Here is a 21,922-nt window from a genome sequence, read left to right on the forward strand (position 1 = left end):
ATCTAAGCTTCATCTGTTAGAATTGTAAGAAAACGAAATCAGGATTTAGGATTACAGATTGCCTGTTGAAATTCAAGATATTTGGTTGGGCTAAGATCAATATAATATTTGAAATCTCGTATCAATTGGCTTTGGTCATAGTATCCGCATTTGTCAACGATTTCAAACCAATCAACTTTATTTTTTAAAGTGATATTGTGCTGTATAAATTTTACAGCATTTAGAAAGCGTTCATAACGATTGATTTCTTTAGCTGAATATCCAAGATATTTTTTATGGTAAAGCTGAATGTTTCTTTCCGTATGATTGTGTAGGGCGGCAACAGATTTAATTTTGTCAAGATTTGGATTATCCGTAGCCGTCAAACTTTCCAGTACTTGATTTCTGTTTTGAAGATAAGGTTTGCAAAATTTCAGGATAAAATCTATTCTTCTGTCGGTTGTGTGAATTTTGCTTAGTTCTTCCCATAAGGCTGTAAAACAATTTTGATTTAATAGAACATCTGGGTTTATTGGTAAATGTTCTGCAATGGAAGCAGCTCCGAAGAAACGGTAGAAAGAATCGTCTTTAAAGTTTGCGACCAGAATCTCAGATTTGGGAGGGAGTGAATAATCAAAGGCTTTTTTTATAGGGCCTAAAATTAAACATTTTTCAACTTCGATCTGTGAATTCTGCTTGGAATGCAGTATTGCCTTGCAGCCAAAATTGAAAATTAAGATTGTTTGATAGGAGGGAAGAAAAGTCTTTGTGATAAATTCCTCGGATTTGTTTTCCGCAAAATAAAAATGAGAAAAGACTGACTCAAACTCAGCAGGAACGGCAATTCTATAGTTGTTAAATTTATTATCTTCAATCATAGTTATGGACTGTTTAATTAGATGATCAAGTTATGGTATTCTGATGAACATTGAAAAGCTCAGCTAATTGATACAAATATAATTATAAAGAATTACAGGAGAATTTGCCAAAGATTTAAATGGAACCGTTCGCCATCTTCTCTATTAAAGTTAATGGCAAACGGAGTTCAAATATTATATAACTGCTTTAATTGTTCCGCCTTCTACACGAATAGCTGCTCCATTGGTCGCAGACGCCAAAGGACTTGCATAGTAAGCGACCGTATCAGCAAATTCTTCGACTTTGGCAAAACGCTGTATTAAAGAAGTTGGGCGGATATCTTTGAAGAAATCAGCTTCCGCTTCAGCAGAGTTATATTGCTTGCAGCAGTCATATCATTTATGAAACCTTTCGATACCGCGTGATTTTGTTGGCCCTGGCAAAATAGCGTTTACTGTAACTTCTGTGCTTTTAGTCATTTCAGCCATAAAATCGTTAACATTAAGCGGATATTCTTTCTTTGCTTGCGCTGTTTTTTTTAAATCTATGGAATGAGTGACAAATTTTCTTTCCGGGGTGGTTGATTCTAACAAATTGCCAGTCATTGGTTCTATAATCCAGCCTGTGCCACCCCAATCGAATTCAGCACTTTGTCCTGACCTGTTTGAACTCAAACAGTAGGCTCCCGATATAATTGCTGACGCTCTACCAATTATTAACCATTGTTCAACAGAAGATTTCCCCGTTGCTCTGGGACATAACAATAGATCTGCATTTTGTTTTCCATAGTGACGGGCCCTTTCTGTGAACCACAGTTCAGTACACATGAGCACACCAATTTTCAAATCATCAAGCTGAACTGTCTCAAAGGAAATATTATCTTCTCTGTCGAACCAGCTTTCTTCCCAAAAATGATCTTCTTCCGGAAAAAGGGCTTTGGTATGAATTTTCCGATGGCCTTTTCCCTTTTGAAAAACAAATGCCGTATTGTAAAATTTTGTACCAACAGTCTCGGGAGCAGAATAAACAATATACTTAGTCTCGAGCTTTTCTACTTCCTTAAGCCAAAGCTGATGTTGTTCTACACTTTTTTGCTGTACATCTTCTGAGACCTCTTTGCTATTAACAAACCATGAATAAAAAGGCATTTCAGGTAAGAGTAATAAATCTGTCTTATTTTGGTTGAGATAAATTTGGAGTTCTCGCCAGTCTTCTAAAAATTCCTTTCTGTCATTACTGAGTTCACATACCGTAACATTCATACTTAATTATTTTTAATAATATACAATGGACTATTTAAACAACAGGACAAAGTTTGAAAACCTTGTCCTGTTTTATATTGTTTCAAAATCAATTATGCAGAAATACCGCCATCAATTTTAAAGCTGCTGCCTGTGATGTATCCTGCTTCATCACCCGCTAGGAAATTAACCAAAGATGCTACTTCCTCTGGAAGGGCAAAGCGCTTTAATGGAATGGATTCCATAAGATACTGGCGTATATTTTCATCAGCATTAATAAGCATATCTGTTTCCGTAGCTCCCGGCTCTACACTGTTCACTGTAATTTTTCTGGGCGCGAGATCCCAGGCAAGACCTCGGGTATAAGCAGAAACAGCGGCTTTTGTGGCTATGTAATCAGACATACCCGGACTGCCAATCCTGATTCCACCAACCGAGGCAATGTTGATGATTCTTCCACCGTCAGGCATATATTTCTGTGCAGTTCTAACGGCTTCGGCAACAGAACGAATATTTACATCGATCTGGTTATTGTATGCTTCTGCTCTTTCGCTTGCAGTTTCAATTGGACCGTTTACGGCTACAGCAGCATTATTGACCAGTATATCGATCCTACCAAATGCTGCTACAGCTTCTTCGATGGCACTTTCTACAGCTCCTTGAATTGCTCCATTAGCTTTTATGGCTACTGCTTTTCCTCCGGCCTCAACAATATCAGATACGATTTGCTGAGCGTTGCTTTCTGAGTTTAAATAAGTGAAGGCAACCATTGCGCCTTCTTTTGCAAGGCGTTCTACAATTGCTTTTCCCATTCCGCGAGTTCCTCCGGTAACGAAGGCTGCTTTTTCTTTTAATTTTGACATTTTATTTAAATTTTATTGTAAGTTCGTTAATATCAGTTTATAGATAATCTAATGCTTGTAACATTGAATATGTACAATTTCTAAGACTTTCATTAAAGCTTTATTGTTACGGATTGACGATAATTTTACCTGCAGTGTGATTTTTTTCAAGTTCTGTATGAGCCTGTGCTATTTCTTCAAGTTTAAACTTCTTGGAAACATGTGATTTTACTAAACCTTCTTTCATTAATCCTGCAATGGCGGTCATATCTTTCCCGTTTGAAACAACAGCATTGTAATAGGCATGCACATCTAATTCTTTAGCACGCTTTTCCCATTCGCTTCCCTCAATGTGAGACCATAGGCTTAATAATGTACCTCCTTTTTTCACTATACTAAGGGTTTTTTGGATATGCTCATCCCGCAATCCTTCAATAACATAGTCTACCGGTTCGGTTACCTTTAGGAAGTCAGTCTTTTGATAATCGACAAATTCATCTGCGCCGAGGCTCATCACCAAATCCTTTTTTGATCCGGAAGCTACAGCAATAACATAAGCACCAAAATATTTGGCAAACTGCACTGCAAAATGCCCCACACCGCCACCTGCTGCGGTTATAAGTACACGATCACCCATTTTTATAGGATTTTTAATGAGCGGCTGCCAGGTAGTTAATGCTGCCATGCCTGCAGCAGCAGCTTCATCATGGGAGATATTATCAGGTTTTATTGTAATATCAGCTATGTTGGCAACTACATATTCTGCATAAGCTTTAGCGTGTCCGGCTGTTGTAAAAGTTGGGAAATTGAGTAGACCAAACACCTCATCACCAACAGTAAATGTGCTGACATTGTTTCCTACAGTTTCAATGACACCCGAAATATCCCAACCCAATATTTTGGGGGTTTCATTGTTAAATATGTAGTCTAATGCAGGGTTTTGCCGGGCATATATATCTGTGGGATTAATGCTTATTGCATGTACTCTGATGAGCACCTCATCATCATTGGGTGTTGGAATAGGGAGCTCTACCATTGATAATTGGTCAACATCTCCCTGTTTTTTTAGTATGACTGCTTTCATTTGAATGATTATATAATATTGTTGAGAATGTGATAAATTTTTTAAAATTTTGATCTTTATCTCAATTTCTTATGCAAAGTTATAAGCAATTAGGTATAACTTTGTAACCAGTATCATGGCTGATACTCGGGAGCAAAAAATGGAAGTCTTGAATGAAGGCAAAATTTGCGCTGATAACCGAATAGTAAAGAATAAGGATATGAAAGAATGTGTAAAAACAACAATTGATGCTCAGGATATTAAAGCATTGCAGGATACAATTTATGTGATCGGAGGTAAGTGGAAACTGCCTATAATTTACTCAATATGTAATGGTAATAAGCGTTTCAGTGATATCGAAAAGAGTATTCCCACAATTACCAAACGAATGTTATCACTAAATTTAAAGGAGCTGGAAGCCAATAAACTGATCACACGTAAAGTTGATATAGATTTCCCATCAATTATAGAATATGAGTTTACAGAGTATGCAAAGGAATATGGAGCTTTAATTACCGATATGATCGAGTGGGGAAAGAAGCATAAAAGACTGATAACCGATAAAAGTTAGGTTCAAATAATGATTTTAAAAGTGTAAATCTGAACGAAGTAACCTTTTAGATTACTTCTTTCAGATCTACAGTCGGTTGATCATTCTAATCAACCCCGTACAGTATTCAACAGATCGTGCGGATACCCCAAACTAATGGAGCTTAAGGCATCTAAATGTGCTAATTCTTCAGCTGTCAAATTGATTTCAGCAGCTTTAATGCTTTGCCCAAATTGATTGATATTTCGTGCTCCAAGCAAGGGAAATGCATTCTTGGATAAAGTCCATGCAAATGTAATTTGGCCAGGCGTAGCTTCATATTTTTCTGCAATTGCTACCAGTCCATCAATGATCAGTTTGGTTTTTTCGTCTTCCGAATATTCAGCGTCAGTAGAATGACTGATGCGCCCTGCTTCTCCCTTTCTGTATTTTGCGGTAAGCAGTCCGCCTGCAAGAGGTGAGTATATCATCACACCAAGACCAAATTCTTTTGCCATCGGGATCAGTTCACGGTCTGCTGTACGCTGCAATAAATTATACTCAACTTGCAATGCAGAAAGTTTTATTAATGATGCAATGGATGATGCCTTCCATGCCGGAAAATTCGTCAGTCCCGCATACAGTATTTTTCCTTCGCGGATCAGATCCTGTAGTCCAATGGCTATTTCTTCAAAAGGAGTTACCCAGTCATCATAATGAGGCATATAAATATCAATATAATCTGTCTTCAGCCTTTTCAGACTCTTTTCAACAGCCAGCCGCATAGACTTGCGGTTATTGCCAAAATTACTGATGGCCGGGCTGGGGTCACTGCTTCTGGTGTATTTTGAGCAGATAATAAAATTGCTCCGCTGACCTTGCATAAAATTACCCACGATTTCTTCCGCTTCTCCAAATTGGTAAACATCCGAAATATCGATAAAATTACCACCATCCTCTGCGTAAGCTTTTAGAATCTTTTCTGATTCCTGCTGGTCTGCACCATAGCCTTTTCTTGTTCCAAAGTTGGCAGCTCCCAATATTATTTCACTGGCATAAAGCCCGGTTTTTGATCCAAATAACTTGTATTTCATATTTTTACATTTACTTTGCAGCAAAGTTAGTTGTAGAAAGCAGCTATGTCAATTACGGACAAATTTATCTATACCAATTTTTTAGCTACAAAATAAATAAGCGATGTACGAAAAAAAGCTTCCGGTCAATTTGGATTGCGGTTTACATCTTTTCCTGCAGGTGGTTCAGGGAAAATGGAAAATAAGTTTACTCTGGGCGATACATTCAGGAATTAAACGTCCTGGTGAACTCCAGCGGAAAATACCTAATGCCTCCCGGCGTGTACTTGACGCGCAGCTGAACCAATTGATGGAACACGGCTTAATCAAGAAAGTCGTTTACGATGAGCTTCCCCTGAAAGTAGAGTATGAACTTACCGAGTTGGGCGAAAGCCTGATACCTGTTATCAAGTTAACTGCACAATGGGGTGAGGATCACAGAAATGAATTGGAGCAACTGTTTTAAGTTTTGCCAGAAAGCTTATTTTCGTAATAATCAGTAATGTCGGAATGTAACAATCAGCACATATCGCCATGGATTGAAATTAGAAACCCAACTGCCGGAACGTCCTGATTAACCTGGATATTATTAAAAATTAATATTATTTTTTATACCACAGACTTGTTATAGACCGTTCTTTGGCAACTTCCTGTCATTAAAAATCTGTTGATTTTGTAAGCATTTCCCACTGCTGATAATCAGATTTAAGCAGATTGAGTTTTGTCAACGCACGCGAATATGCATCACTGCCCAAAAGTAAATAGAGCGGAGGTTGCTGCATCTCGGTGATTTCCATCATCACTTTTGCTGCCTTTAGGGGATCTCCTTTTTGGCTGCCACTTAATGCAGCAAAACGGTCATTCAGATTGTGGATATGGGAATAGGCTTCAATTCTATTTTCTGCCAGAACAAGAGAGTCGGGGTTGTTAAAATTTGTACGAAAGGCACCCGGAGCAATCAGTGTTACTTTAATACCGAGTGCTTTGACATCATCAGCCAATACTTCTGTAAGACCGATCACGGCATGTTTAGCAGCACCATATATCGACCAGCCTGCAGAGGGAGCAATGCCTGCAATGGATGAAATGTTAATGATATGCCCAGATGATTGTTTTCTCATGATCGGTACTACATGACGGATCACGTTGATCGTTCCGAATACGTTAATATCGAAACTGTCTCGGGTTTCTCTGTCGCTGAGTTCTTCTATAGTTCCTCCGATCCCGTACCCTGCATTATTCACCACAACATCTATGCTCCCAAATTTTTCATATGCTTTTTGTACTCCGGTTGAAACACTGTTCTCATTGGCCAGATCTACCTTTAACGGCAATAGATTATCGGTATACTTTTTACCGATAGCATCAATGAGCACTTCCGTATTACGGGATGTGGCAGCTACGCTATGACCAGCTTTTAATAACTGTTTAGCTAAAGTGAGGCCAAGACCTTTTGAAGCTCCGGTAATGAACCATGTTTTTTGATTTTGCATTTTGTCTGATTTTATGATGCAAAGTTAGACAGAAGGATATTCTGCGATTAACTCAAATCAAACCGTTACTATCAAAATTCAAACATTGCGGACAGAAGTAGGTGTAGCATTGGTCTGTTTCTTAAAAAAATAAGTAAAATGCGAGGGATGGGCGAAGCCAAGGCAATAACTGATATCAGCGATATTCCAATCCGTATGTTTGAGCAGAGCGGTGGCCTCCGCAGTTATCCTCTGTGAAATATGTTCCGTTGTAGTTTTTCCGGTTGTAAGCTTTACTGCCCTGTTGAGGTGGTTGACATGTACTGCAAGCTTTTCTGCGAAATCAGCTGGCGAACGCATTTCAAGACACTGTGCAATTGATTCAATCGGAAACTGGCGTTCCAGCATTTCAGTAAAAATAGAGGTGATGCGGGCATTGGCGTCTGGATGCTCGAATAAATTTTCACAAGGCTGCATTTTCATTGTATAATGAAGCAGTTCGAACACTTGATTTCTGAGCAGGTTATATTTAAACCGATAATCGGAAGTAGCTTCATTCAGCATCTTTTCAAAAAGCAATTCCACATCCTTATCCTGATTGTTATTTAAAGGATACACATGCTGATGACCTCTTTGAAACATGGTCATATCCTGAATTCCGTTCCGTAAATATTCCAGATAAAAAGATTCTTTAAACAAACAAAAATATCCCGCCGAGTCATGATCGAGCCGTTCAAAACGGTAGGGAACTGCTGGATTAAAGAAAATAAGTGTACTACCGGTCAGTTCAATGCTTTTATCCGCATAATGACAGCGGTGCCTGCCACGGATCAGCATGATCTTAAAGAAATCATAACGAGCATATGGTGCGGGAGAAGTTCCGCCATTACTGTCCGCCAGCCGAAAAACGTTGAACTCTCCGGCTCCCAGCGGTGGGATCGGTGGTGTATCATGAAACTTATGGGCATAAAATGCCGCTAAACTTTTCTTATCTGGCATATCGCAAAGCTAGCTAATCTATAGCAAACTGACATAATTTTGTAGTAAGCGCCTTTAGAAGCTTAGCTAATTTAGTGGAGGAAGATGGCTGTAGTCTAACATCAGATAATGATTTGGCGATATTTTGGATAATCCTTTCGCTGGAAAATTAAAATATCAAGATTTAATTTACAAATTCTTCGCCCCATTTGAAGAGCTCTGTAAGACTGGGTTCCAGCTTTCTTCCTTTTTCTGTGAGTGTATACTGCACTGTTGGGGGTACAGTGGCAAAAACCTCCCGGATAACAATTCCATTTTCTTCCATATTCTTTAATTCTTTCACCAGCATTCGGGTATTGATATTGGTAACTAATTTTTGAAGCTCGTTGAATCTTTTGGTACCGTGAAGAAGAGCAAAAATGATTGACATTGACCATTTCCCTCCAATTATATCCAAAATTTCCTGGATCACACACTTACCTAAAATTTTTTCAGAATTTTTTTTGCTCATAACGTTTTGATTTGCTGTAAGGCTGTACTTTTTGGTATTACTTTACATTTATGTAACTACTTTCAAATGTAAAGTATTGGGTTTAGATTTGCAACATAATATTTCAATTTAACATTATGGAAAATTCATTAGAAGGAAAAATAGCGCTCGTTACGGGCGGAACAAAAGGTATCGGAAAAGCGATTGCTGATAAGCTTTCTTCGCTGGGGGCTCAGGTTATCATAACAGCCCGTACAAAACCAGATGAGGAAACTGTGCATTATTTTATAGCAGGTGACCTGAGCAAACCGGAGGCAGGCCAGATCATTGCAGACGAACTTCTGGAAAAATTCGGCAAAGTGGATATTGTGGTAAATAATGCCGGAGCCAATACCAGCCCTGGTGGGGGATACAGTACCTTAACTGATGAGGACTGGAATAACGAGATACAGCTGAATCTCATGTCTGCTGTAAGGGTAAATAAAGCACTGATTCCGGGCATGGTGGCACAGAAGCAGGGCGTGATCATCAATATATCTACAGGCGCTGCATTACAGCCTCTTTGGAAAATGACCATGTCGTATTCTGCTTCAAAGGCTGCTTTAAATGCCTATACAAAAGCTTTGGCAAGCGAATTGGGACCACAAGGGATAAGAGTTAATGCAGTTTCTCCAGGCTTGGTCAAAACACCTTTGATGGAAGCTTTTATTGCTGATATCGCAGAAAAAAGTGGAACGTCTATTGAGGAAACTTTTAAATCCATTAAAAATGAAATTGGAGATCTTCCATTAGGCAGAATGGCAGAACCCGAGGAGGTAGCAGAACTTGTCAGCTTTTTGGTTTCACCTGAGGCAAAATACATCACAGGAGCAAACTACAGGATTGATGGCGGTACACTTCCGGTTTTATAATACTTGGGTTTGACTTAATAACGGCATTTCTCCGTAAATAGTTGTAAAAAGTCCCGCGGATAACCTCTGCGGGACTTTTTAGATAGGTAAAATATCATCAGAGAAATAAAGAAGCAGAAAATTTAAATTAGCCTTTGATTTCAAGTTTTGTATTTTTATAAATTCTGGATACAACAAAGCTATTTTTGGCTACATGTATCATCCCGTCAAACCTGAACTTTGCTTCATAAATAATATTGGATATGAAAGTATTTGTAACAGGCGCTACAGGTTTCGTTGGAACAGCTGTAGTCCAGGAATTATTAGGAGCCGGTCACGAGGTTCTTGGACTTGCAAGATCAGAAGAATCTGCAAAGAAATTAATTGAGGCAGGAGCAGAAGCCTATTATGGCGACCTGACTGATTTTGAGAGCCTAAAATCAGGAGCTAAGGCTGCGGATGCTGTTATACATTTAGGATTTGTTCATGATTTTGGGCGTTTTCAGGAGATGTGTGAATTGGATAAGGAAGTGATCAATGCTATTGGAGATGCTTTGGTCGGTACAGAGAAGCCCTTTCTGATCACTTCGGGAACAGCACTTTTTTCAAAAGATGGCATTACAACAGAGCATGACCGTAGCGTTAATCATCCGCACCCAAGAATTGCAACTGAAAATGCCGCTGACGATCAGGTCGCAAAAGGCGTGAATGTTGCCGTGATCAGATTATCACCATCTGTACATGGTGAAGGAGATAAAATCGGTTTTGTTCCGCTATTTATCAAAATCGCAAAGGAAAAAGGAGTCTCTGCCATCATTGGTGACGGAAATAACCACTGGCCAGCTGTCCACCGTTTGGATGCTGCAAAGCTTTACCGTTTAGCTCTGGAGAAACCATTTGAAAAGGGAACCAGATATCATGCTGTAGCAGAAGAGGGTATTCAGCTTAAAAAGGTAGCCACTGAAATTGCCGAACGTTTAAATATCCCTTTGGTCTCCCTGAATTCACATGAAGCTGAGTCACATTTTTCTTGGTTTACACATTTTGCAAAGCTGGACAATCTAAGCTCCAGTATTCAGACAAGGAAGGCATTGGGCTGGAATCCGGTTCACCCAACTTTACTGGAAGATTTGAAAGATTCATGTTATTTTTCTGAGCATCAATAATTTGTATTTTTGTATTTATTCATTTTAATACTAAAATCTGTAAAATCATGTCCGATAACAAACCGCTAAGACTGAAGACCATTTCCGAATTTCATAGGCTGCGAGGTTTGCCGGCACCAAAGCATCCACTGATCAGCGTGATCAATTTTGAAGACATGGAAAAGCCTTCCAGGATCGGAAAACAGAGGCTGATATTCGATTTTTATATGATTTCGGTAAAACGTGACATGAACCACAAGTACAGATACGGCCAGAAGGATTATGATTTTGACGAAGGTGTGATGTTCTGCATGGCGCCGCATCAGGTGCTAAGTGTAATACGTGAAGAAGAAGGTAAGAATCCTTCGGGATGGATGCTGATGATCCATCCTGACTTTCTTTGGAACACGGCACTTTCCGCTTTGATCAAAAGATATGAATTTTTTGATTATTCAGTGAATGAAGCGCTGTTTTTATCAGAAGAGGAGGAACTAAAAATGCAGCAGATCATCGAAAACATTAAGCAGGAATATCAGAGCAATATAGACCAGTTCAGCCAGAATATTATTGTCTCGCAATTGGAAACACTGCTTAACTATTCCCAGCGTTTTTATCAGCGTCAGTTTATAACACGTAAGAAGGCTAATCATCAGTTTTTGGAGAAGCTGGAGATCTTTCTTAATGAGTATTTTGAAGGAGAAAATATCATAAAGCATGGGTTACCTACGGTACAGCTGCTATCTGAGAAGCTACATATGTCGACACAATATATGCGGGGGGTACTCAAATCACTGACAGGACAAACCACGCAGCAGATCATCCACGAGAAAGTAATCGAAAAAGCTAAAGAGAGACTTTCTACAACTGAACTTACCATTAGTGAGATCGCTTATGAACTGGGCTTCGAACATTCACAGTCATTTAATAAACTGTTCAAGGCGAAAACGAATATTTCCCCAATGGAATTTCGTAAATCTTTTAATTAATCAATACCTTTTTATGGTATGAACTGTATCTGTTTTCAGTTGCATTAGAAATTGAAAGTAAATCTTTTTCTCGTCCGGAAAAGAGGAAATGATAAATCCGTTAATTAATTTATAATATTGTACAGCTTTGAATTGCAGATCAGTAAATAATCCGGTATTATAATGGATAATTATGCTTTGACGGATCAATTTGATAACGCATCAATTAAAAGACTTTCTAAAAGCTAAAGGAGATGTTTGTCTTGTTTTTAAACAATTTGCTGAATGATTGTGGATACTCAAACCCTAGCTCATAGGCAATCTCACTAATGGTAAGTTCAGTTGTTGAAAGCTTATCTTTGGCGCGTTCAATCATTACATTTTGTATATACTGCTGGGTGTTCAAACCGGTTACCGATTGCAGCAAATCGCTGAGATAGCGTTGTGAGAGGTTCAGCTCTTTGCTGATATACTGTACAGACGGAATGCCCATCTCTAAACAATTTCCCCGATCATAATATACTTCTAAAAGTTTGTTTAAAGCGTCAACGATATCGTTGTTTATTGCTTTTCTTGTGATGAACTGACGGTTGTAAAAGCGGTTGCTATAATTCAAAAGGAGTTCTATCTGTGAAACCAATACGTCCTGAGTAAATGCGTCAATATTAGTATCCAATTCATTAGTAATAGAAGTAAATAAATTCGAAATAATATCTTTTTCTTTCGCAGACAAAAACAATGCTTCAGAAACTGCATAAGAGAAAAAGCCAAAGTGGTTTATGGCGTTTCCCAATGCATAGTTTCTAATGAAATCGGGATGGAAGTATAAGGAAAAGCCCTGAAAATTATTTGGATCTTCAGGAAAAAAAACAATCTGCTTGGGTTTAAAAATGCAAGCCCCCCATCTTCATAATCGTAATATCCCTGACCGTACCTGCTTTGACCTCTGTAATCGGGTTTAAAGGAAATTTTATACAGGTCAAGGCTTATTTTTTGTCCCTTAGCCAACAATCCAGTTGAAACAGTACTATAGTCTACCACTGTAACAAGAGGATGCGCTGGTGCTTCCAGTCCAAGCTCCCGGACCAACTGTGATACAGTTGTAATATGATGTACTGTCTGCGATTCCATTATTCAAATATAATCAATTTTGAGCCGACGGACGGATAACAATATCACCAATTTCTACCTTCGCTGGCTGGCTTATTGCAAAAATTACCGCATCTGCTATAGCTTTTGGACTTATGGCCAATTGGTCTACGGTATACGAAATAGCTGTTTTTAAAGGTTCAGTGTCAACACTTTTGACGGCAAAATCTGTTTTAACATACCCCGGCGAAATCCCGGTAATCCGTATATTTCCTTCGGATTCCTGGCGGAATGCTTCTGTAATTGTACGAACAGCATTTTTTGTTCCTGCATAAACTCCTTGGGTAGGCACAATCTTCAATCCGGAAGTTGAAATTATATTAATGATATGCCCGTATTTTTGTCTGTTAAATACAGCAATCGCCGCCGCCATTCCATATAAAGTGCCTTTTAAATTTATATCGATCATTTCATTCCAACCTTTGGTATCAAGCTGATCTATTCTGGAGAGTTTGGCTATTCCGGCATTGTTGATGATGACATCCAAAGTGCCATAACGCTCAACAGCCATATTAACAAGCTTATCCAAGTCCTCTTTTTTCGTTACATCTACCTTTTGAAAGATAGCTTCCTGCCCAAGGTTTTTGATTTCATTAACAACCTTTTCCAGCTCCAGTGTATTCCTTGCACCAAGAACAACTTTTACACCATTTTTAGCCAATTCAATTGCAACAGATTTCCCGATTCCTGCACTTGCTCCTGTAATGGCGATCACTTTTCCTTTTAGCATATTTTTTCTGTTTTAATTATATGCCAAAGTTCTTAATTGTTTTCGCAGAAAAAATAGCCGAATTGGCATAGGTTGTATCCAGATTATCATCATTATAGGGGCTGAAATGCATCTATAAAGATCATTATTACACTGTCGTGCTGGAACGAATTACCTTTGGCGAAGCTCCTGTATGAAGCTTAAAAAAAAGCAAAATAATTTAATTTGGATACTGGTATAGTAAAGTATATATATCATTACCTTAAAAATTTTATAAGTGATTTAAATTGAACTTAGTTTAAAGATTTTTTAAGGATTAATTGCCGTAACTTTATATAACTAAAAGCGTATGGTACATTTAAGTATATCATTAACTAAATTTTAAGTGTAATTCCTCTCAGGATTGTCTAACCTGAAAGCTTTTTTCGTTTTCTTACAATTTCTGCTCCATTGATGAATGTAAATTTGTCTCAGAAAAAACTAAAAATGTGACATCATGGAGTATTTATATAAGCAATATTTGTCAGAAAACAAGAACATTCGGGTTGAAGGAGGAATTATTATCATTCCAGACATAAGTGGTTATACCGAATTTGTTAATAGTATTTGCATCGAAGCAGGTCGCTATATCACAAGGAACTACTTTCTACAATTTTGCAAGCTAATGAATTGAAGATGAACGTGTCCGAAATCGAAGGCGATGCCATATTGTTTTACAAATTTGGTAAAAAGCCCTCTACGCAGAAAATCTTAAAACTGTACGAAACAATGCTAAGAAGCTTTACAATAAAACTTAAAGAAATAGAGGCTATACTTGGATATAAATTAGGCTTATCGTTAAAATTAATAGCACACTACGGAACTTTCTCAGAATATACCATTGGTACCTTTAAAAAATTATATGGAGAGCCCGTCGTTAAGGCGCATGCACTGTTGAAAAACGATATAGCAAGTAATACCTATGTATTAATGACCAATGCTATTGTTTCGAAGACATTCTTTGGAGTAGAAAAAGAATATTTCTATATTTCTTATCAACCGGAGGACAATTTTATAACAACCATAATAAATAAAACAAAATGGAACAAACAACAAAAACAACATTCGACAGATCAGCTTACAATCCGGTATTGTTCAAAAGCTATAAGGCAGCTAAAAAATTAATTAAATATGGCTTTTACATTGCATTAATTTATTTCGCCTACGAAGGGTTTATGGCTTGGGATTAATTTTTCATGCGTAAGCGATCGCCGTTGATATAAAAATCAACGGCTTTTATTGGTAGACAGCATTGTGAATTTTTAAATATATTTGTTTGGTTAAAATTCTATAGTAGCACAATAAGATCAAACAGTACTTCAAAGTGCTGATGGTTTAATTCCAAAAGTTAGAAATATGGAAGGTTATACTAGTTACCGAATATCTGCTCCTACAGAATTTGAAGATGTTTTTTCGCATTTTTATTGTGCGGAAAATAGATCTGGAGAAACCGTAGAAAAAACACTTTTACCTTCGTATCAGACGATAATGATTTTCAGTTTTGGCACTCCGGCATCGTTTATTTCTAAAAATAAAGAAGAGATCAAAGTTGAAAAATGTATTGTATTGGGACCTATAAAACATGCTTTTAATTACGTACTTCCAGCAGATGCGGAAATCTTGGTCTGTAACTTTAAAGATGATGCTTTTTTTAGGTTCTTTGGTAATGCAGATTTGGCAGAGGGACTGGAAATGGATCCTGACGAATTACTTCATCAAAATTGTTTTACATCGCTCTGGTCTGTATTGAAAGATATCGGCTGTAATGAAAATCGGGTTCAGAAAATACTTGAATTTTGCCGACCTTATCTACGAAACCGGAATGGAATTGCTGAGCAGATCGCTGTTTTTGACCGGACTACTTTCAGCCCGATAAAAGAAATTTCCAAACAGAACAAACTTTCTGAGCGATCGATCCAAAGTAGCCATAAGAAACATTTTGGCTATACCTCAAAGGAAATCTGCCGGTATCAACGTTTTTTAAAAGCCATTCAGGTTGTTCAGAATATTTCGTGCGAAAATACTAAGGTTGATTGGTTTGATATAATAAATCAGTGCGGCTATTATGATCAAAGCCAGCTGATTAAGGATTTTAAATATTATATTCATCTTAGCCCGTCAAAATATTTAAAATTCCAGGAAGCCATCTGTGATCCTAAGAATTAATCAGAATTTTATTTTTTTCTAAATCTATACAACATAATAAAAGATGTCGGTCAGCTATCATAAAAAATGCTGATCGACATTTTTTTAAATATTTTCTATCCTGTACTCAATGTGCATCTTCGTTTTCTTACAATTTTTGATTCTTTAATAAACCGAATTTTGGAGTATTAAAAAACAATTTATATGAAACGTACAAATCTTTTAATTACAGGAGCAACAGGAAGTGTGGGTACACAGCTTGTTAAACAATTGGTGAATATGAACGTACCTTTTAAAGTTCTTGTTCGAAATAATGATCAGGGAGACCTAATGGCAAATTTACCGCAGGCCGAAGTAGCGGTCGGTGATCTATCCGATACTGATAGCCTTGTTCAAGCGCTACAAGGAATCGAGAAGATATTTTTACTTACCAACTCTTCAGAGCATGCCGAAGAGCTTCAGCTCAATTTTGTCGATGCAGCATATAAAGCAGGTGTGAAGCATATTGTGAAATTATCTCAACTGGCTGCTGAAGAAGCATCACCGGTGCGTTTTCTCAGGTATCATGCTGCCGTTGAGAACCGGATCCGGGAGTTAGGAATGAATTATACTTTTTTACGCCCTAATTTATTTATGCAAGGTCTTTTAGCGTTTGGACATTCCATTAAATATGAGGGAAAATTTTATGGCTCATTGGGAAACGCAACTGTTAGTGCAGTGGATATTCGGGATATTGCAGGCGTAGCGGCAAGAGTGCTTACAGAGGCTGGACATGAAGACAAGATCTACAATATAACAGGAGAGCAATCTCTTACCCATTTCCAAATGGCAGAAATTTTTTCCCGTCTACTGGAGAAAGACATTACCTATGTTGATTTAAATACCGAACAGATGCAGGAAGCATTAAAGGCCGTCGGGTTTCCGGAATGGCAGATCGGAGGTCTTATTGAAGATTATGCTCATTATGCAAGAGGAGAGGCTTCAGAAATTTTTAATACGGTTCATGATATAACAGAAAGGCCAGCGATAGACTTCGAGCAATTTGTTCAGGATCACTTAAACTTTTTCAAATAATTTAATAATCAAAACAATAATCAATATGAAAAAGTTAGTTTATAGTTTTATTTTAATAATAGGAATAGTCGTGATAACACTTACTTGCCTTGAAATATTTACCTCATACAATGTGTCAGAATCTATCAATAAGAAAGCTCCTGTGAAAACTTATCAGGAAATCACAATAAATGCTCCTGCACAAAAGGTTTGTGGGATTATGAGTGGTATCAATTATTGGACGGATTGGCATAGTGATGTTAAAGACGCTAAACTAAACGGGCCCTTCGAAAAAGGCAGCACTTTTGACTGGAAAAGTGGAGGATTGACGATTCATTCTACTCTGCATACAGTACAGCAGAGACGTAAAATCGGCTGGACAGGTAAAGCTTTCGGAGCATTTGCGATACACAACTGGTCATTTGTTGAGCATAATGGAAAAACCAAAGTGAAAGTTGAAGAAAGTATGGAAGGATGGCTGGTATCTCTAATGAGCAATACGTTTCAAAAAGGCTTGGAAAATTCACTGCAGATCTGGCTAAGGAACCTTAAAGTAAGAGCGGAGAAAAAGTAGAACTATAGCTACAATAGTTACATTGATAGCTTTAGTGATTTATAAGTTGAGTCCGGATAGAGTATAGCTCTTCCGGATTTAACTTGTTAAAATTGGACACTGAAATATAGTGTTGCTAAAAAAAGATGATAATTATATACTTTGGCGTACAAAATGATTTTTCTTAAATGAAGATCAAAGATTGTTTGGGCATTAACTACCGTAACATTATGCAATTTATGGTACAATTAAGTATATCATTACCATGATTTAATTAGAGTCTCAAAAAACGATAAAAAATAAAATTAATTAAGCGAGACAACAAGATTAAATGTTGCGAAATATCCGAAGCATATCTCGCCATATTTGAATTAGTCAGTGTTAGTTTAATTTATCTGGCTATTTAAATTGATTTAGTTTATTAATAAGCTAATCCTTTTCCCCACTTCCCCTGGTCGAAAACCTTACCAACGGAATTCCATACTTCTCCAAAATTTCATTTTTCATGATATCTCTTTCGGCTTGTCGGCTTTCTAGTTTATGGTATTCATATCCATCTACTTCTATGGCTAATACAGGATTTTTTCCCAGTTTATTGTAGATCAGGAAATCAAGATTTGTGGCGTAATATCTTGCGTAACGTTCCTCTTCAGGATTTAGTAAAGAAGCAGCGAATGAGCTGCTTCTTCATTTTTACATTTTATCCAAGTCTAATCCCCTTTTTCGTGTTCGTGAGGTTTTAGCTTTGGATGCTTCGAAATTCTTCTAGAACCTTAGCTTTGCTGTAAGATTTCCCCTGAGCATATTCAATAAGTTTAGTTGCTGTGATAGTCTCCGAACTATTAATTAGCTTTGTTCTAAAGTTAGTGATTCCCGTAGTTATAAAATCTAAGAAATGATTCAATGACCCGGCATCTTCTTTTGTTCCTATTGCACGTTCCATCTTCTGATTCCATCGTACAATATTCCATTTCCTTTTTGTTGAAATCTCTTTTGAGACACCTTCAACAGTAATACGAAGGTATACAAATCTCAACTGATCATATTTTTTCCAAGGCGTTTTAAGGAAAAAATTTACGCCAAAACTACTTTCTAACATAATTCGATTTTTTAGGGTTAATAAAATTCGAATTAAATCACATGAAAATCAAGATGTTAAATTATTTTACCTGTTAATAATCAATGGATTACATCTGTTTTTGTGGTAGTTTTTTTTCTAAATAAAAACTGCCATGATTCTGCCACAAATATTATGAGCATTTGTGAAAATTTTGCGACACATAAAAACACAAAAAAAGCTGTAATAAATTAAATTACAGCTTTTTAAAAGAACTTTAAGCGTTTTTGAAAGTTTTAACTTTCACACTAAGCGGAGAGTGAGGGACTGGAACTTTCTTTGTTTTTAGCCCTGTTAGAGCTGTTTTGCGACTGTTAAAGAATCATTTTGCCACGATTCTGCCACAATCTTATTTTCCATGCCTCACACTGCGTTTTTATGTCTCAGCGGAAAGGGAGGGATTCGAACCACCTCTTCCAAATTACTTTAAACCCAATTTTTATAAGTATGTTTAATTTACTGCCATGAATTTGCCACTAATCGTTTTGTAAATTTGAGGAAGTAAATATTTATCGACGATTACAAAGAACAACTAATTTATTTAGCCAAATATATGAAATAAATAAAATACGAAGTTCTACCTTTCGCTGGTTTTTTCCTCTTTAGTAATTGGAGTCGTCCAAAATTCATTGTAAACTTTTAATTCTTCAATCATTTTCTGCTCAACGTTTTCAAGCTCAGCGGTCATGACGACACCAATTTCTTTTAAAGCTTCGGTAATACTGTTTGTAAGCTTTGTTATTAAGCAACCAGTATTTCTATGAAAATCCCTTTTAAGAAAAGAAAAATTAGTTGTATAGGTACTATCTCTACCGATTAGAATAATATTCTCCTTTAAATTCGCAATGACGATCTCCCAATTAATTTCATCACCAATTGAAAATCCCGATGAAGTGGGAGGGTTTCCAATAAGTTTTCGCTTGTGCGCTCTTTCGATAATTTCATCGGTTGTGTTCAAAATTGCATTATTCAATCGGCATACACTGACCATGTCTGAAAAAAAAGAATAAACGGGATCTTTTTCAGGAGAATCAATGATGGTATCTATTGAGGAGATGACGTCTCTTCGACATTTGTCGTAATCTTTTTGCGCTTTTTGAAGCGTAGCAAATTCGGGTAAGTTTTGTAGAAATGCGCTTGAAATATATTTTAAGCGTGACTCTGATTCAAAACTTGCTCTTAAAGTTTTCAACACAACCTCTCTGTTTCTTTCAAATTCCTGAATAATCTGGTCAGTTAGTACTATTTTATCAAGATGCTTTGATAATTCACTCAAAAGCTGAATTGAATCTTTGTTACTACGGTAAAAATCAAGATATATATTTGTGTCAATCAGTAATCTTACTCCATTGGCAAGGATAGGTTGAATCACCGAAACTACTGGCATGCTCATAAGGTAAGATCATCAATTATAGCAGTGCTGGCATTTACTTTCACAGATTGTATTCCATTTTCTCTGGCAGAATCAGTTTCGTACATTTCACTAGTTCCGATTATTTGACCATTAGAAGCTTTCAGATTAAAGTAATATTTTCCGTTACTTGAACTTTTTCTATCAAATCGATCATCATTCTTCGAATTTGCCTTTACTGCTTCGATACCGTTTAAGCAGTTAACTTTAGTAATATAACCTTCACTAGATAAAATTATCTGACCATTCGAAGCTTTAAGATTAAATTGATATTCGCCGTTGAATCTCTTATGGACTACAAATTTTCCCATTTTTTATATTTTGAACTTTTTCTCAAATTTAAAACATGTTATGATAATAACAGAACTGTTGCATCACTTTTTATATATAAAAATGTTTTGATTTTAAATTTCTAAAGATTTCATATAAATGAAGGAAATTAAATCTTATATAAACAACTATTCAATCTGATCGTACTTAATATGGCAAGAATAGCCCATTTGACTTTAGTACTTTATAACTTCTATTTTATATTTGGGAAAATTAGCTTCGTTTTCAGTATCAGTTTCAAACATAACCACCAAGCATAGAGTCCATACTTATGAACAAGCGTTGTCTCCAGCAGTCCATGCAGCACTTCATTTCGAAAATTGACGTTGCTGTTATTGACAAGGAAACTATCCAGTTCTTCAATAATATCATCATTACCCAAGGGGCGGACTTTAGCAATCAAGCCTCCTAATAAATTTTCTAAATGAAATCTCTTGTCATAAGTTGTTACAATGATATCGTTTGAGACAGCTAAGTGTCTAAGGCTATTTTCTAACTGCGGAATAAGTAGATGGGCGGCTGTGACAAAATCGTTTTGAAAACCAGCCGTAATTCCTAAGCTATAAATATGCAATCTGTCTTCCGGAACAAATGGACTTTTTGATTCTATTAAAAGTTTAGCTACCATTGCATAATTCATATCAATATAGCTGTCCAAGTTTCCCTTTACAAAATAAATATAAGCCATTAGCCTCTCTCGCAAGTAGGTTCGTGCATTGCTAAAGTGGCTTTGGTTAATATCTTCGGATGCGACTTGTGCGCCTTTTTTTGATATTTTGATCTGTTCTGAGAAGAATCGGGATAATCCCATGGCAGATTCTCTATCGGACTTTGCCAATTGCTCAACTGCTGAGTTTGAAATCATCGGTAGTTCTATCAAAGCTTGATATGCAAGACTTGATGTACTTAGATTCAATTCTAGCACATTTTTATGAATCGAGGCCATATCAATTTCTGGAATAAGACGAACGCCGGCTGCTTGAATTGTACGAAAGTCCTCAAGTTGAAATTTGGCAACTTTTCGTTGAAGCCTATTGTGTAATTCCTGACATCCATGTGCAGAAGCAATCAATCTAAAGCCCTTTAAGTATACTGCAGAAATCGTCGGATAGTAGGTATTGGGCTGCATTTCTGAAACATAAAGGTCTCCTTCCGCTTCATAATTTTCAGCCATTTCAATATTGCATTGATTTCTGTCTAATGTGCCAATGAGTTGTAATGATCTAATACAAAATCTTGCCGAACGAAAATCTTTAATTGTAATATAATGAAGTATTTTTTGATCTATGTACTCATTAAACTCTACCTGGCATCTATTCTGTCCATAGATAGATAATAATTCAATTATGATGAGCTGTTGGTAATATGCTGAGGTACATTCAATGAACGCAAACTTTGCCTTCTCAAATATCTCTTCATATAGATCATTAAAATAGCTCTTGGCATATTTTACCAATGCAAGGGAGCGTATTAAGTAGTGTATTTCAGTAGTTGCTTCATAGACATCGATATAGCTTTTATATGCTTTTTTAATGTAGGCTTTAATGTGCTTTTTATTTAGAGTCAACATTACATCAAACCATCTTGCTAAAACCTCTTTATTGTCAATTTTTTGGATAGGTTTTGTGTCTTCGAACAACTTTATTTCATTTTCAGTAAAGAATATTTTTAAGTCTTTTTCTTCACAATGTTGGAAATCAATATTAAGGAGTTTAAGTGTTAATGCTATCATTTCATTGAAAGCAGGTTGATGATATTGCTGTTTCCATAATAACTTTTTTAAGTCATATCCGTAAGTCGTGTCATCTATTAACAGGTGAGAATTTGAGCAATTTTCCATATACTTGTTTTTATATATTTAAGAGTATCTCGGAGGAGTAAACTTTAGAAA

24 protein-coding genes and 1 pseudogene are annotated in these 21,922 nt (G+C 36.8%); 9 read left to right on the plus strand and 16 right to left on the minus strand.

The genetic code is table 11. The features are described from left to right. Positions 1-38 precede the first annotated feature (38 nt). From BUA89_RS03345 to BUA89_RS03360, 4 genes are all read right to left on the minus strand, one after another. Positions 39-857, minus strand: a complete 819-nt coding sequence (locus tag BUA89_RS03345) for an AraC family transcriptional regulator (RefSeq protein WP_072953201.1) — start codon at positions 855-857, stop codon at positions 39-41. A 375-nt stretch (positions 858-1,232) separates the two neighbouring features. Beyond that, the gene (locus tag BUA89_RS03350; protein ID WP_072953202.1) at positions 1,233-2,099 is read right to left on the minus strand and encodes a carbon-nitrogen hydrolase family protein; all 867 of its coding nucleotides are present in this window, start codon (positions 2,097-2,099) and stop codon (positions 1,233-1,235) included. A gap of 92 nt (positions 2,100-2,191) precedes the next feature. Further along, positions 2,192-2,941 carry an SDR family NAD(P)-dependent oxidoreductase gene (locus tag BUA89_RS03355; RefSeq protein WP_072953203.1) on the minus strand — a complete coding sequence of 250 codons (750 nt, stop codon included), beginning with the start codon at positions 2,939-2,941 and terminating at the stop codon, positions 2,192-2,194. Between the two features lie 106 nt (positions 2,942-3,047). Continuing rightward, positions 3,048-4,004, minus strand: coding sequence for an NADP-dependent oxidoreductase (locus tag BUA89_RS03360; protein ID WP_072953204.1), 957 nt, complete (start codon positions 4,002-4,004; stop codon positions 3,048-3,050). A gap of 199 nt (positions 4,005-4,203) precedes the next feature. On the opposite strand from BUA89_RS03360, the gene BUA89_RS03365 reads away from it, so the two are divergent. Then, positions 4,204-4,554, plus strand: coding sequence for a winged helix-turn-helix transcriptional regulator (locus BUA89_RS03365; RefSeq protein ID WP_072953293.1), 351 nt, complete (start codon positions 4,204-4,206; stop codon positions 4,552-4,554). A gap of 89 nt (positions 4,555-4,643) precedes the next feature. On the opposite strand, the gene BUA89_RS03370 is transcribed toward BUA89_RS03365, so the two are convergent. Continuing rightward, positions 4,644-5,552, minus strand: a complete 909-nt coding sequence (locus BUA89_RS03370) for an aldo/keto reductase (RefSeq protein WP_262487531.1) — start codon at positions 5,550-5,552, stop codon at positions 4,644-4,646. A gap of 157 nt (positions 5,553-5,709) precedes the next feature. Here BUA89_RS03370 and BUA89_RS03375 point away from each other — a divergent pair, with 157 nt between their 5' ends. Next, complete coding sequence (locus tag BUA89_RS03375) at positions 5,710-6,051, plus strand: winged helix-turn-helix transcriptional regulator (protein WP_072953206.1); 342 nt, start codon at positions 5,710-5,712, stop codon at positions 6,049-6,051. Positions 6,052-6,241: 190 nt separating this feature from the next. Here BUA89_RS03375 and BUA89_RS03380 read toward each other — a convergent pair whose 3' ends face one another. The 3 genes from BUA89_RS03380 to BUA89_RS03390 form a co-directional block, all read right to left on the minus strand. Then, positions 6,242-7,078 (minus strand): SDR family NAD(P)-dependent oxidoreductase, encoded by an 837-nt coding sequence (locus tag BUA89_RS03380; RefSeq protein ID WP_072953207.1) that lies wholly within the window; start codon positions 7,076-7,078, stop codon positions 6,242-6,244. Positions 7,079-7,156: 78 nt separating this feature from the next. Then, entirely contained in the window at positions 7,157-8,056 is a 900-nt protein-coding gene (locus BUA89_RS03385; protein ID WP_072953208.1) for a helix-turn-helix domain-containing protein, read from the minus strand. A gap of 163 nt (positions 8,057-8,219) precedes the next feature. Then, the gene (locus tag BUA89_RS03390) at positions 8,220-8,546 is read right to left on the minus strand and encodes a winged helix-turn-helix transcriptional regulator (protein ID WP_072953209.1); all 327 of its coding nucleotides are present in this window, start codon (positions 8,544-8,546) and stop codon (positions 8,220-8,222) included. Between the two features lie 116 nt (positions 8,547-8,662). Here BUA89_RS03390 and BUA89_RS03395 point away from each other — a divergent pair, with 116 nt between their 5' ends. The 3 genes from BUA89_RS03395 (at position 8,663) to BUA89_RS03405 (ending at position 11,546) form a co-directional block, all read left to right on the plus strand. Next, the gene (locus BUA89_RS03395) at positions 8,663-9,436 is read left to right on the plus strand and encodes an SDR family oxidoreductase (protein ID WP_072953210.1); all 774 of its coding nucleotides are present in this window, start codon (positions 8,663-8,665) and stop codon (positions 9,434-9,436) included. Positions 9,437-9,678: 242 nt separating this feature from the next. Further along, the gene (locus tag BUA89_RS03400) at positions 9,679-10,581 is read left to right on the plus strand and encodes an SDR family oxidoreductase (RefSeq protein WP_072953211.1); all 903 of its coding nucleotides are present in this window, start codon (positions 9,679-9,681) and stop codon (positions 10,579-10,581) included. A 47-nt stretch (positions 10,582-10,628) separates the two neighbouring features. Beyond that, positions 10,629-11,546, plus strand: a complete 918-nt coding sequence (locus tag BUA89_RS03405) for a helix-turn-helix domain-containing protein (protein WP_072953212.1) — start codon at positions 10,629-10,631, stop codon at positions 11,544-11,546. 217 nt (positions 11,547-11,763) lie between these two features. On the opposite strand, the gene BUA89_RS23265 is transcribed toward BUA89_RS03405, so the two are convergent. The 3 genes from BUA89_RS23265 to BUA89_RS03420 are packed head-to-tail and all read right to left on the minus strand — an operon-like array spanning position 11,764 to position 13,404. Then, positions 11,764-12,318, minus strand: coding sequence for a helix-turn-helix domain-containing protein (locus BUA89_RS23265; RefSeq protein WP_228420514.1), 555 nt, complete (start codon positions 12,316-12,318; stop codon positions 11,764-11,766). Next, positions 12,303-12,656 (minus strand): hypothetical protein, encoded by a 354-nt coding sequence (locus BUA89_RS23270; RefSeq protein WP_228420515.1) that lies wholly within the window; start codon positions 12,654-12,656, stop codon positions 12,303-12,305. The genes BUA89_RS23265 and BUA89_RS23270 overlap by 16 nt, the downstream gene beginning before the upstream one ends. A 13-nt stretch (positions 12,657-12,669) precedes the next feature. Then, positions 12,670-13,404, minus strand: a complete 735-nt coding sequence (locus BUA89_RS03420) for an SDR family oxidoreductase (RefSeq protein WP_072953214.1) — start codon at positions 13,402-13,404, stop codon at positions 12,670-12,672. 585 nt (positions 13,405-13,989) lie between these two features. On the opposite strand from BUA89_RS03420, the gene BUA89_RS03425 reads away from it, so the two are divergent. The 4 genes from BUA89_RS03425 to BUA89_RS03440 all read left to right on the plus strand — a co-directional run bounded on the left by BUA89_RS03425 (position 13,990) and on the right by BUA89_RS03440 (position 17,194). Beyond that, positions 13,990-14,547: a DUF2652 domain-containing protein gene (locus tag BUA89_RS03425; RefSeq protein WP_072953215.1), complete on the plus strand. Its 558-nt coding sequence runs from the start codon at positions 13,990-13,992 to the stop codon at positions 14,545-14,547. Positions 14,548-14,778: 231 nt separating this feature from the next. Then, positions 14,779-15,588 carry a helix-turn-helix domain-containing protein gene (locus tag BUA89_RS03430; RefSeq protein ID WP_072953216.1) on the plus strand — a complete coding sequence of 270 codons (810 nt, stop codon included), beginning with the start codon at positions 14,779-14,781 and terminating at the stop codon, positions 15,586-15,588. A gap of 183 nt (positions 15,589-15,771) precedes the next feature. Next, positions 15,772-16,641 carry an SDR family oxidoreductase gene (locus tag BUA89_RS03435; RefSeq protein ID WP_072953217.1) on the plus strand — a complete coding sequence of 290 codons (870 nt, stop codon included), beginning with the start codon at positions 15,772-15,774 and terminating at the stop codon, positions 16,639-16,641. A gap of 25 nt (positions 16,642-16,666) precedes the next feature. Continuing rightward, complete coding sequence (locus tag BUA89_RS03440) at positions 16,667-17,194, plus strand: SRPBCC family protein (RefSeq protein ID WP_083531580.1); 528 nt, start codon at positions 16,667-16,669, stop codon at positions 17,192-17,194. A 408-nt stretch (positions 17,195-17,602) separates the two neighbouring features. On the opposite strand, the pseudogene BUA89_RS23475 reads toward BUA89_RS03440, so the two are convergent. The 5 genes and pseudogenes from BUA89_RS23475 to BUA89_RS03465 all read right to left on the minus strand — a co-directional run. Continuing rightward, a pseudogene (locus BUA89_RS23475) lies at positions 17,603-17,800 on the minus strand (DUF2726 domain-containing protein); the annotation flags it as partial. Positions 17,801-17,912: 112 nt separating this feature from the next. Next, positions 17,913-18,272, minus strand: a complete 360-nt coding sequence (locus tag BUA89_RS03450; RefSeq protein WP_072953219.1) for an Arm DNA-binding domain-containing protein — start codon at positions 18,270-18,272, stop codon at positions 17,913-17,915. A 595-nt stretch (positions 18,273-18,867) separates the two neighbouring features. Then, positions 18,868-19,683: a PIN domain-containing protein gene (locus tag BUA89_RS03455; protein ID WP_143152254.1), complete on the minus strand. Its 816-nt coding sequence runs from the start codon at positions 19,681-19,683 to the stop codon at positions 18,868-18,870. After that, the gene (locus BUA89_RS03460) at positions 19,680-20,012 is read right to left on the minus strand and encodes a YegP family protein (protein ID WP_072953221.1); all 333 of its coding nucleotides are present in this window, start codon (positions 20,010-20,012) and stop codon (positions 19,680-19,682) included. Before BUA89_RS03460 ends, BUA89_RS03455 begins: the two co-directional genes overlap by 4 nt. 212 nt (positions 20,013-20,224) lie before the next feature. Beyond that, a complete protein-coding gene (locus BUA89_RS03465; RefSeq protein WP_072953222.1) occupies positions 20,225-21,871 on the minus strand; it encodes a hypothetical protein in 1,647 nt (548 codons plus the stop codon). Between the last annotated feature and the right edge of the window lie 51 nt (positions 21,872-21,922).

Source organism: Chryseobacterium arachidis (genome assembly GCF_900129245.1).
Taxonomy (GTDB): Bacteria; Bacteroidota; Bacteroidia; order Flavobacteriales; family Weeksellaceae; genus Chryseobacterium; species Chryseobacterium arachidis.

Bases quoted from the DNA above. Each gene is read 5' to 3' on its own strand.
- BUA89_RS03390 (WP_072953209.1), bottom strand. From the start codon at position 8,546: ATGAGCAAAAAAAATTCTGAAAAAATTTTAGGTAAGTGTGTGATCCAG.
- BUA89_RS03450 (WP_072953219.1), bottom strand. From the start codon at position 18,272: ATGTTAGAAAGTAGTTTTGGCGTAAATTTTTTCCTTAAAACGCCTTGG.
- BUA89_RS03380 (WP_072953207.1), bottom strand. From the start codon at position 7,078: ATGCAAAATCAAAAAACATGGTTCATTACCGGAGCTTCAAAAGGTCTT.
- BUA89_RS03350 (WP_072953202.1), bottom strand. From the start codon at position 2,099: ATGAATGTTACGGTATGTGAACTCAGTAATGACAGAAAGGAATTTTTA.
- BUA89_RS03405 (WP_072953212.1), top strand. From the start codon at position 10,629: ATGTCCGATAACAAACCGCTAAGACTGAAGACCATTTCCGAATTTCAT.
- BUA89_RS03420 (WP_072953214.1), bottom strand. From the start codon at position 13,404: ATGCTAAAAGGAAAAGTGATCGCCATTACAGGAGCAAGTGCAGGAATC.
- BUA89_RS03465 (WP_072953222.1), bottom strand. From the start codon at position 21,871: ATGGAAAATTGCTCAAATTCTCACCTGTTAATAGATGACACGACTTAC.
- BUA89_RS03345 (WP_072953201.1), bottom strand. From the start codon at position 857: ATGATTGAAGATAATAAATTTAACAACTATAGAATTGCCGTTCCTGCT.
- BUA89_RS03400 (WP_072953211.1), top strand. From the start codon at position 9,679: ATGAAAGTATTTGTAACAGGCGCTACAGGTTTCGTTGGAACAGCTGTA.
- BUA89_RS03435 (WP_072953217.1), top strand. From the start codon at position 15,772: ATGAAACGTACAAATCTTTTAATTACAGGAGCAACAGGAAGTGTGGGT.
- BUA89_RS03385 (WP_072953208.1), bottom strand. From the start codon at position 8,056: ATGCCAGATAAGAAAAGTTTAGCGGCATTTTATGCCCATAAGTTTCAT.
- BUA89_RS03440 (WP_083531580.1), top strand. From the start codon at position 16,667: ATGAAAAAGTTAGTTTATAGTTTTATTTTAATAATAGGAATAGTCGTG.
- BUA89_RS03455 (WP_143152254.1), bottom strand. From the start codon at position 19,683: ATGAGCATGCCAGTAGTTTCGGTGATTCAACCTATCCTTGCCAATGGA.
- BUA89_RS03430 (WP_072953216.1), top strand. From the start codon at position 14,779: ATGGAAGGTTATACTAGTTACCGAATATCTGCTCCTACAGAATTTGAA.
- BUA89_RS03365 (WP_072953293.1), top strand. From the start codon at position 4,204: ATGAAAGAATGTGTAAAAACAACAATTGATGCTCAGGATATTAAAGCA.
- BUA89_RS03355 (WP_072953203.1), bottom strand. From the start codon at position 2,941: ATGTCAAAATTAAAAGAAAAAGCAGCCTTCGTTACCGGAGGAACTCGC.
- BUA89_RS03360 (WP_072953204.1), bottom strand. From the start codon at position 4,004: ATGAAAGCAGTCATACTAAAAAAACAGGGAGATGTTGACCAATTATCA.
- BUA89_RS03460 (WP_072953221.1), bottom strand. From the start codon at position 20,012: ATGGGAAAATTTGTAGTCCATAAGAGATTCAACGGCGAATATCAATTT.
- BUA89_RS03395 (WP_072953210.1), top strand. From the start codon at position 8,663: ATGGAAAATTCATTAGAAGGAAAAATAGCGCTCGTTACGGGCGGAACA.
- BUA89_RS23270 (WP_228420515.1), bottom strand. From the start codon at position 12,656: ATGGAATCGCAGACAGTACATCATATTACAACTGTATCACAGTTGGTC.
- BUA89_RS03375 (WP_072953206.1), top strand. From the start codon at position 5,710: ATGTACGAAAAAAAGCTTCCGGTCAATTTGGATTGCGGTTTACATCTT.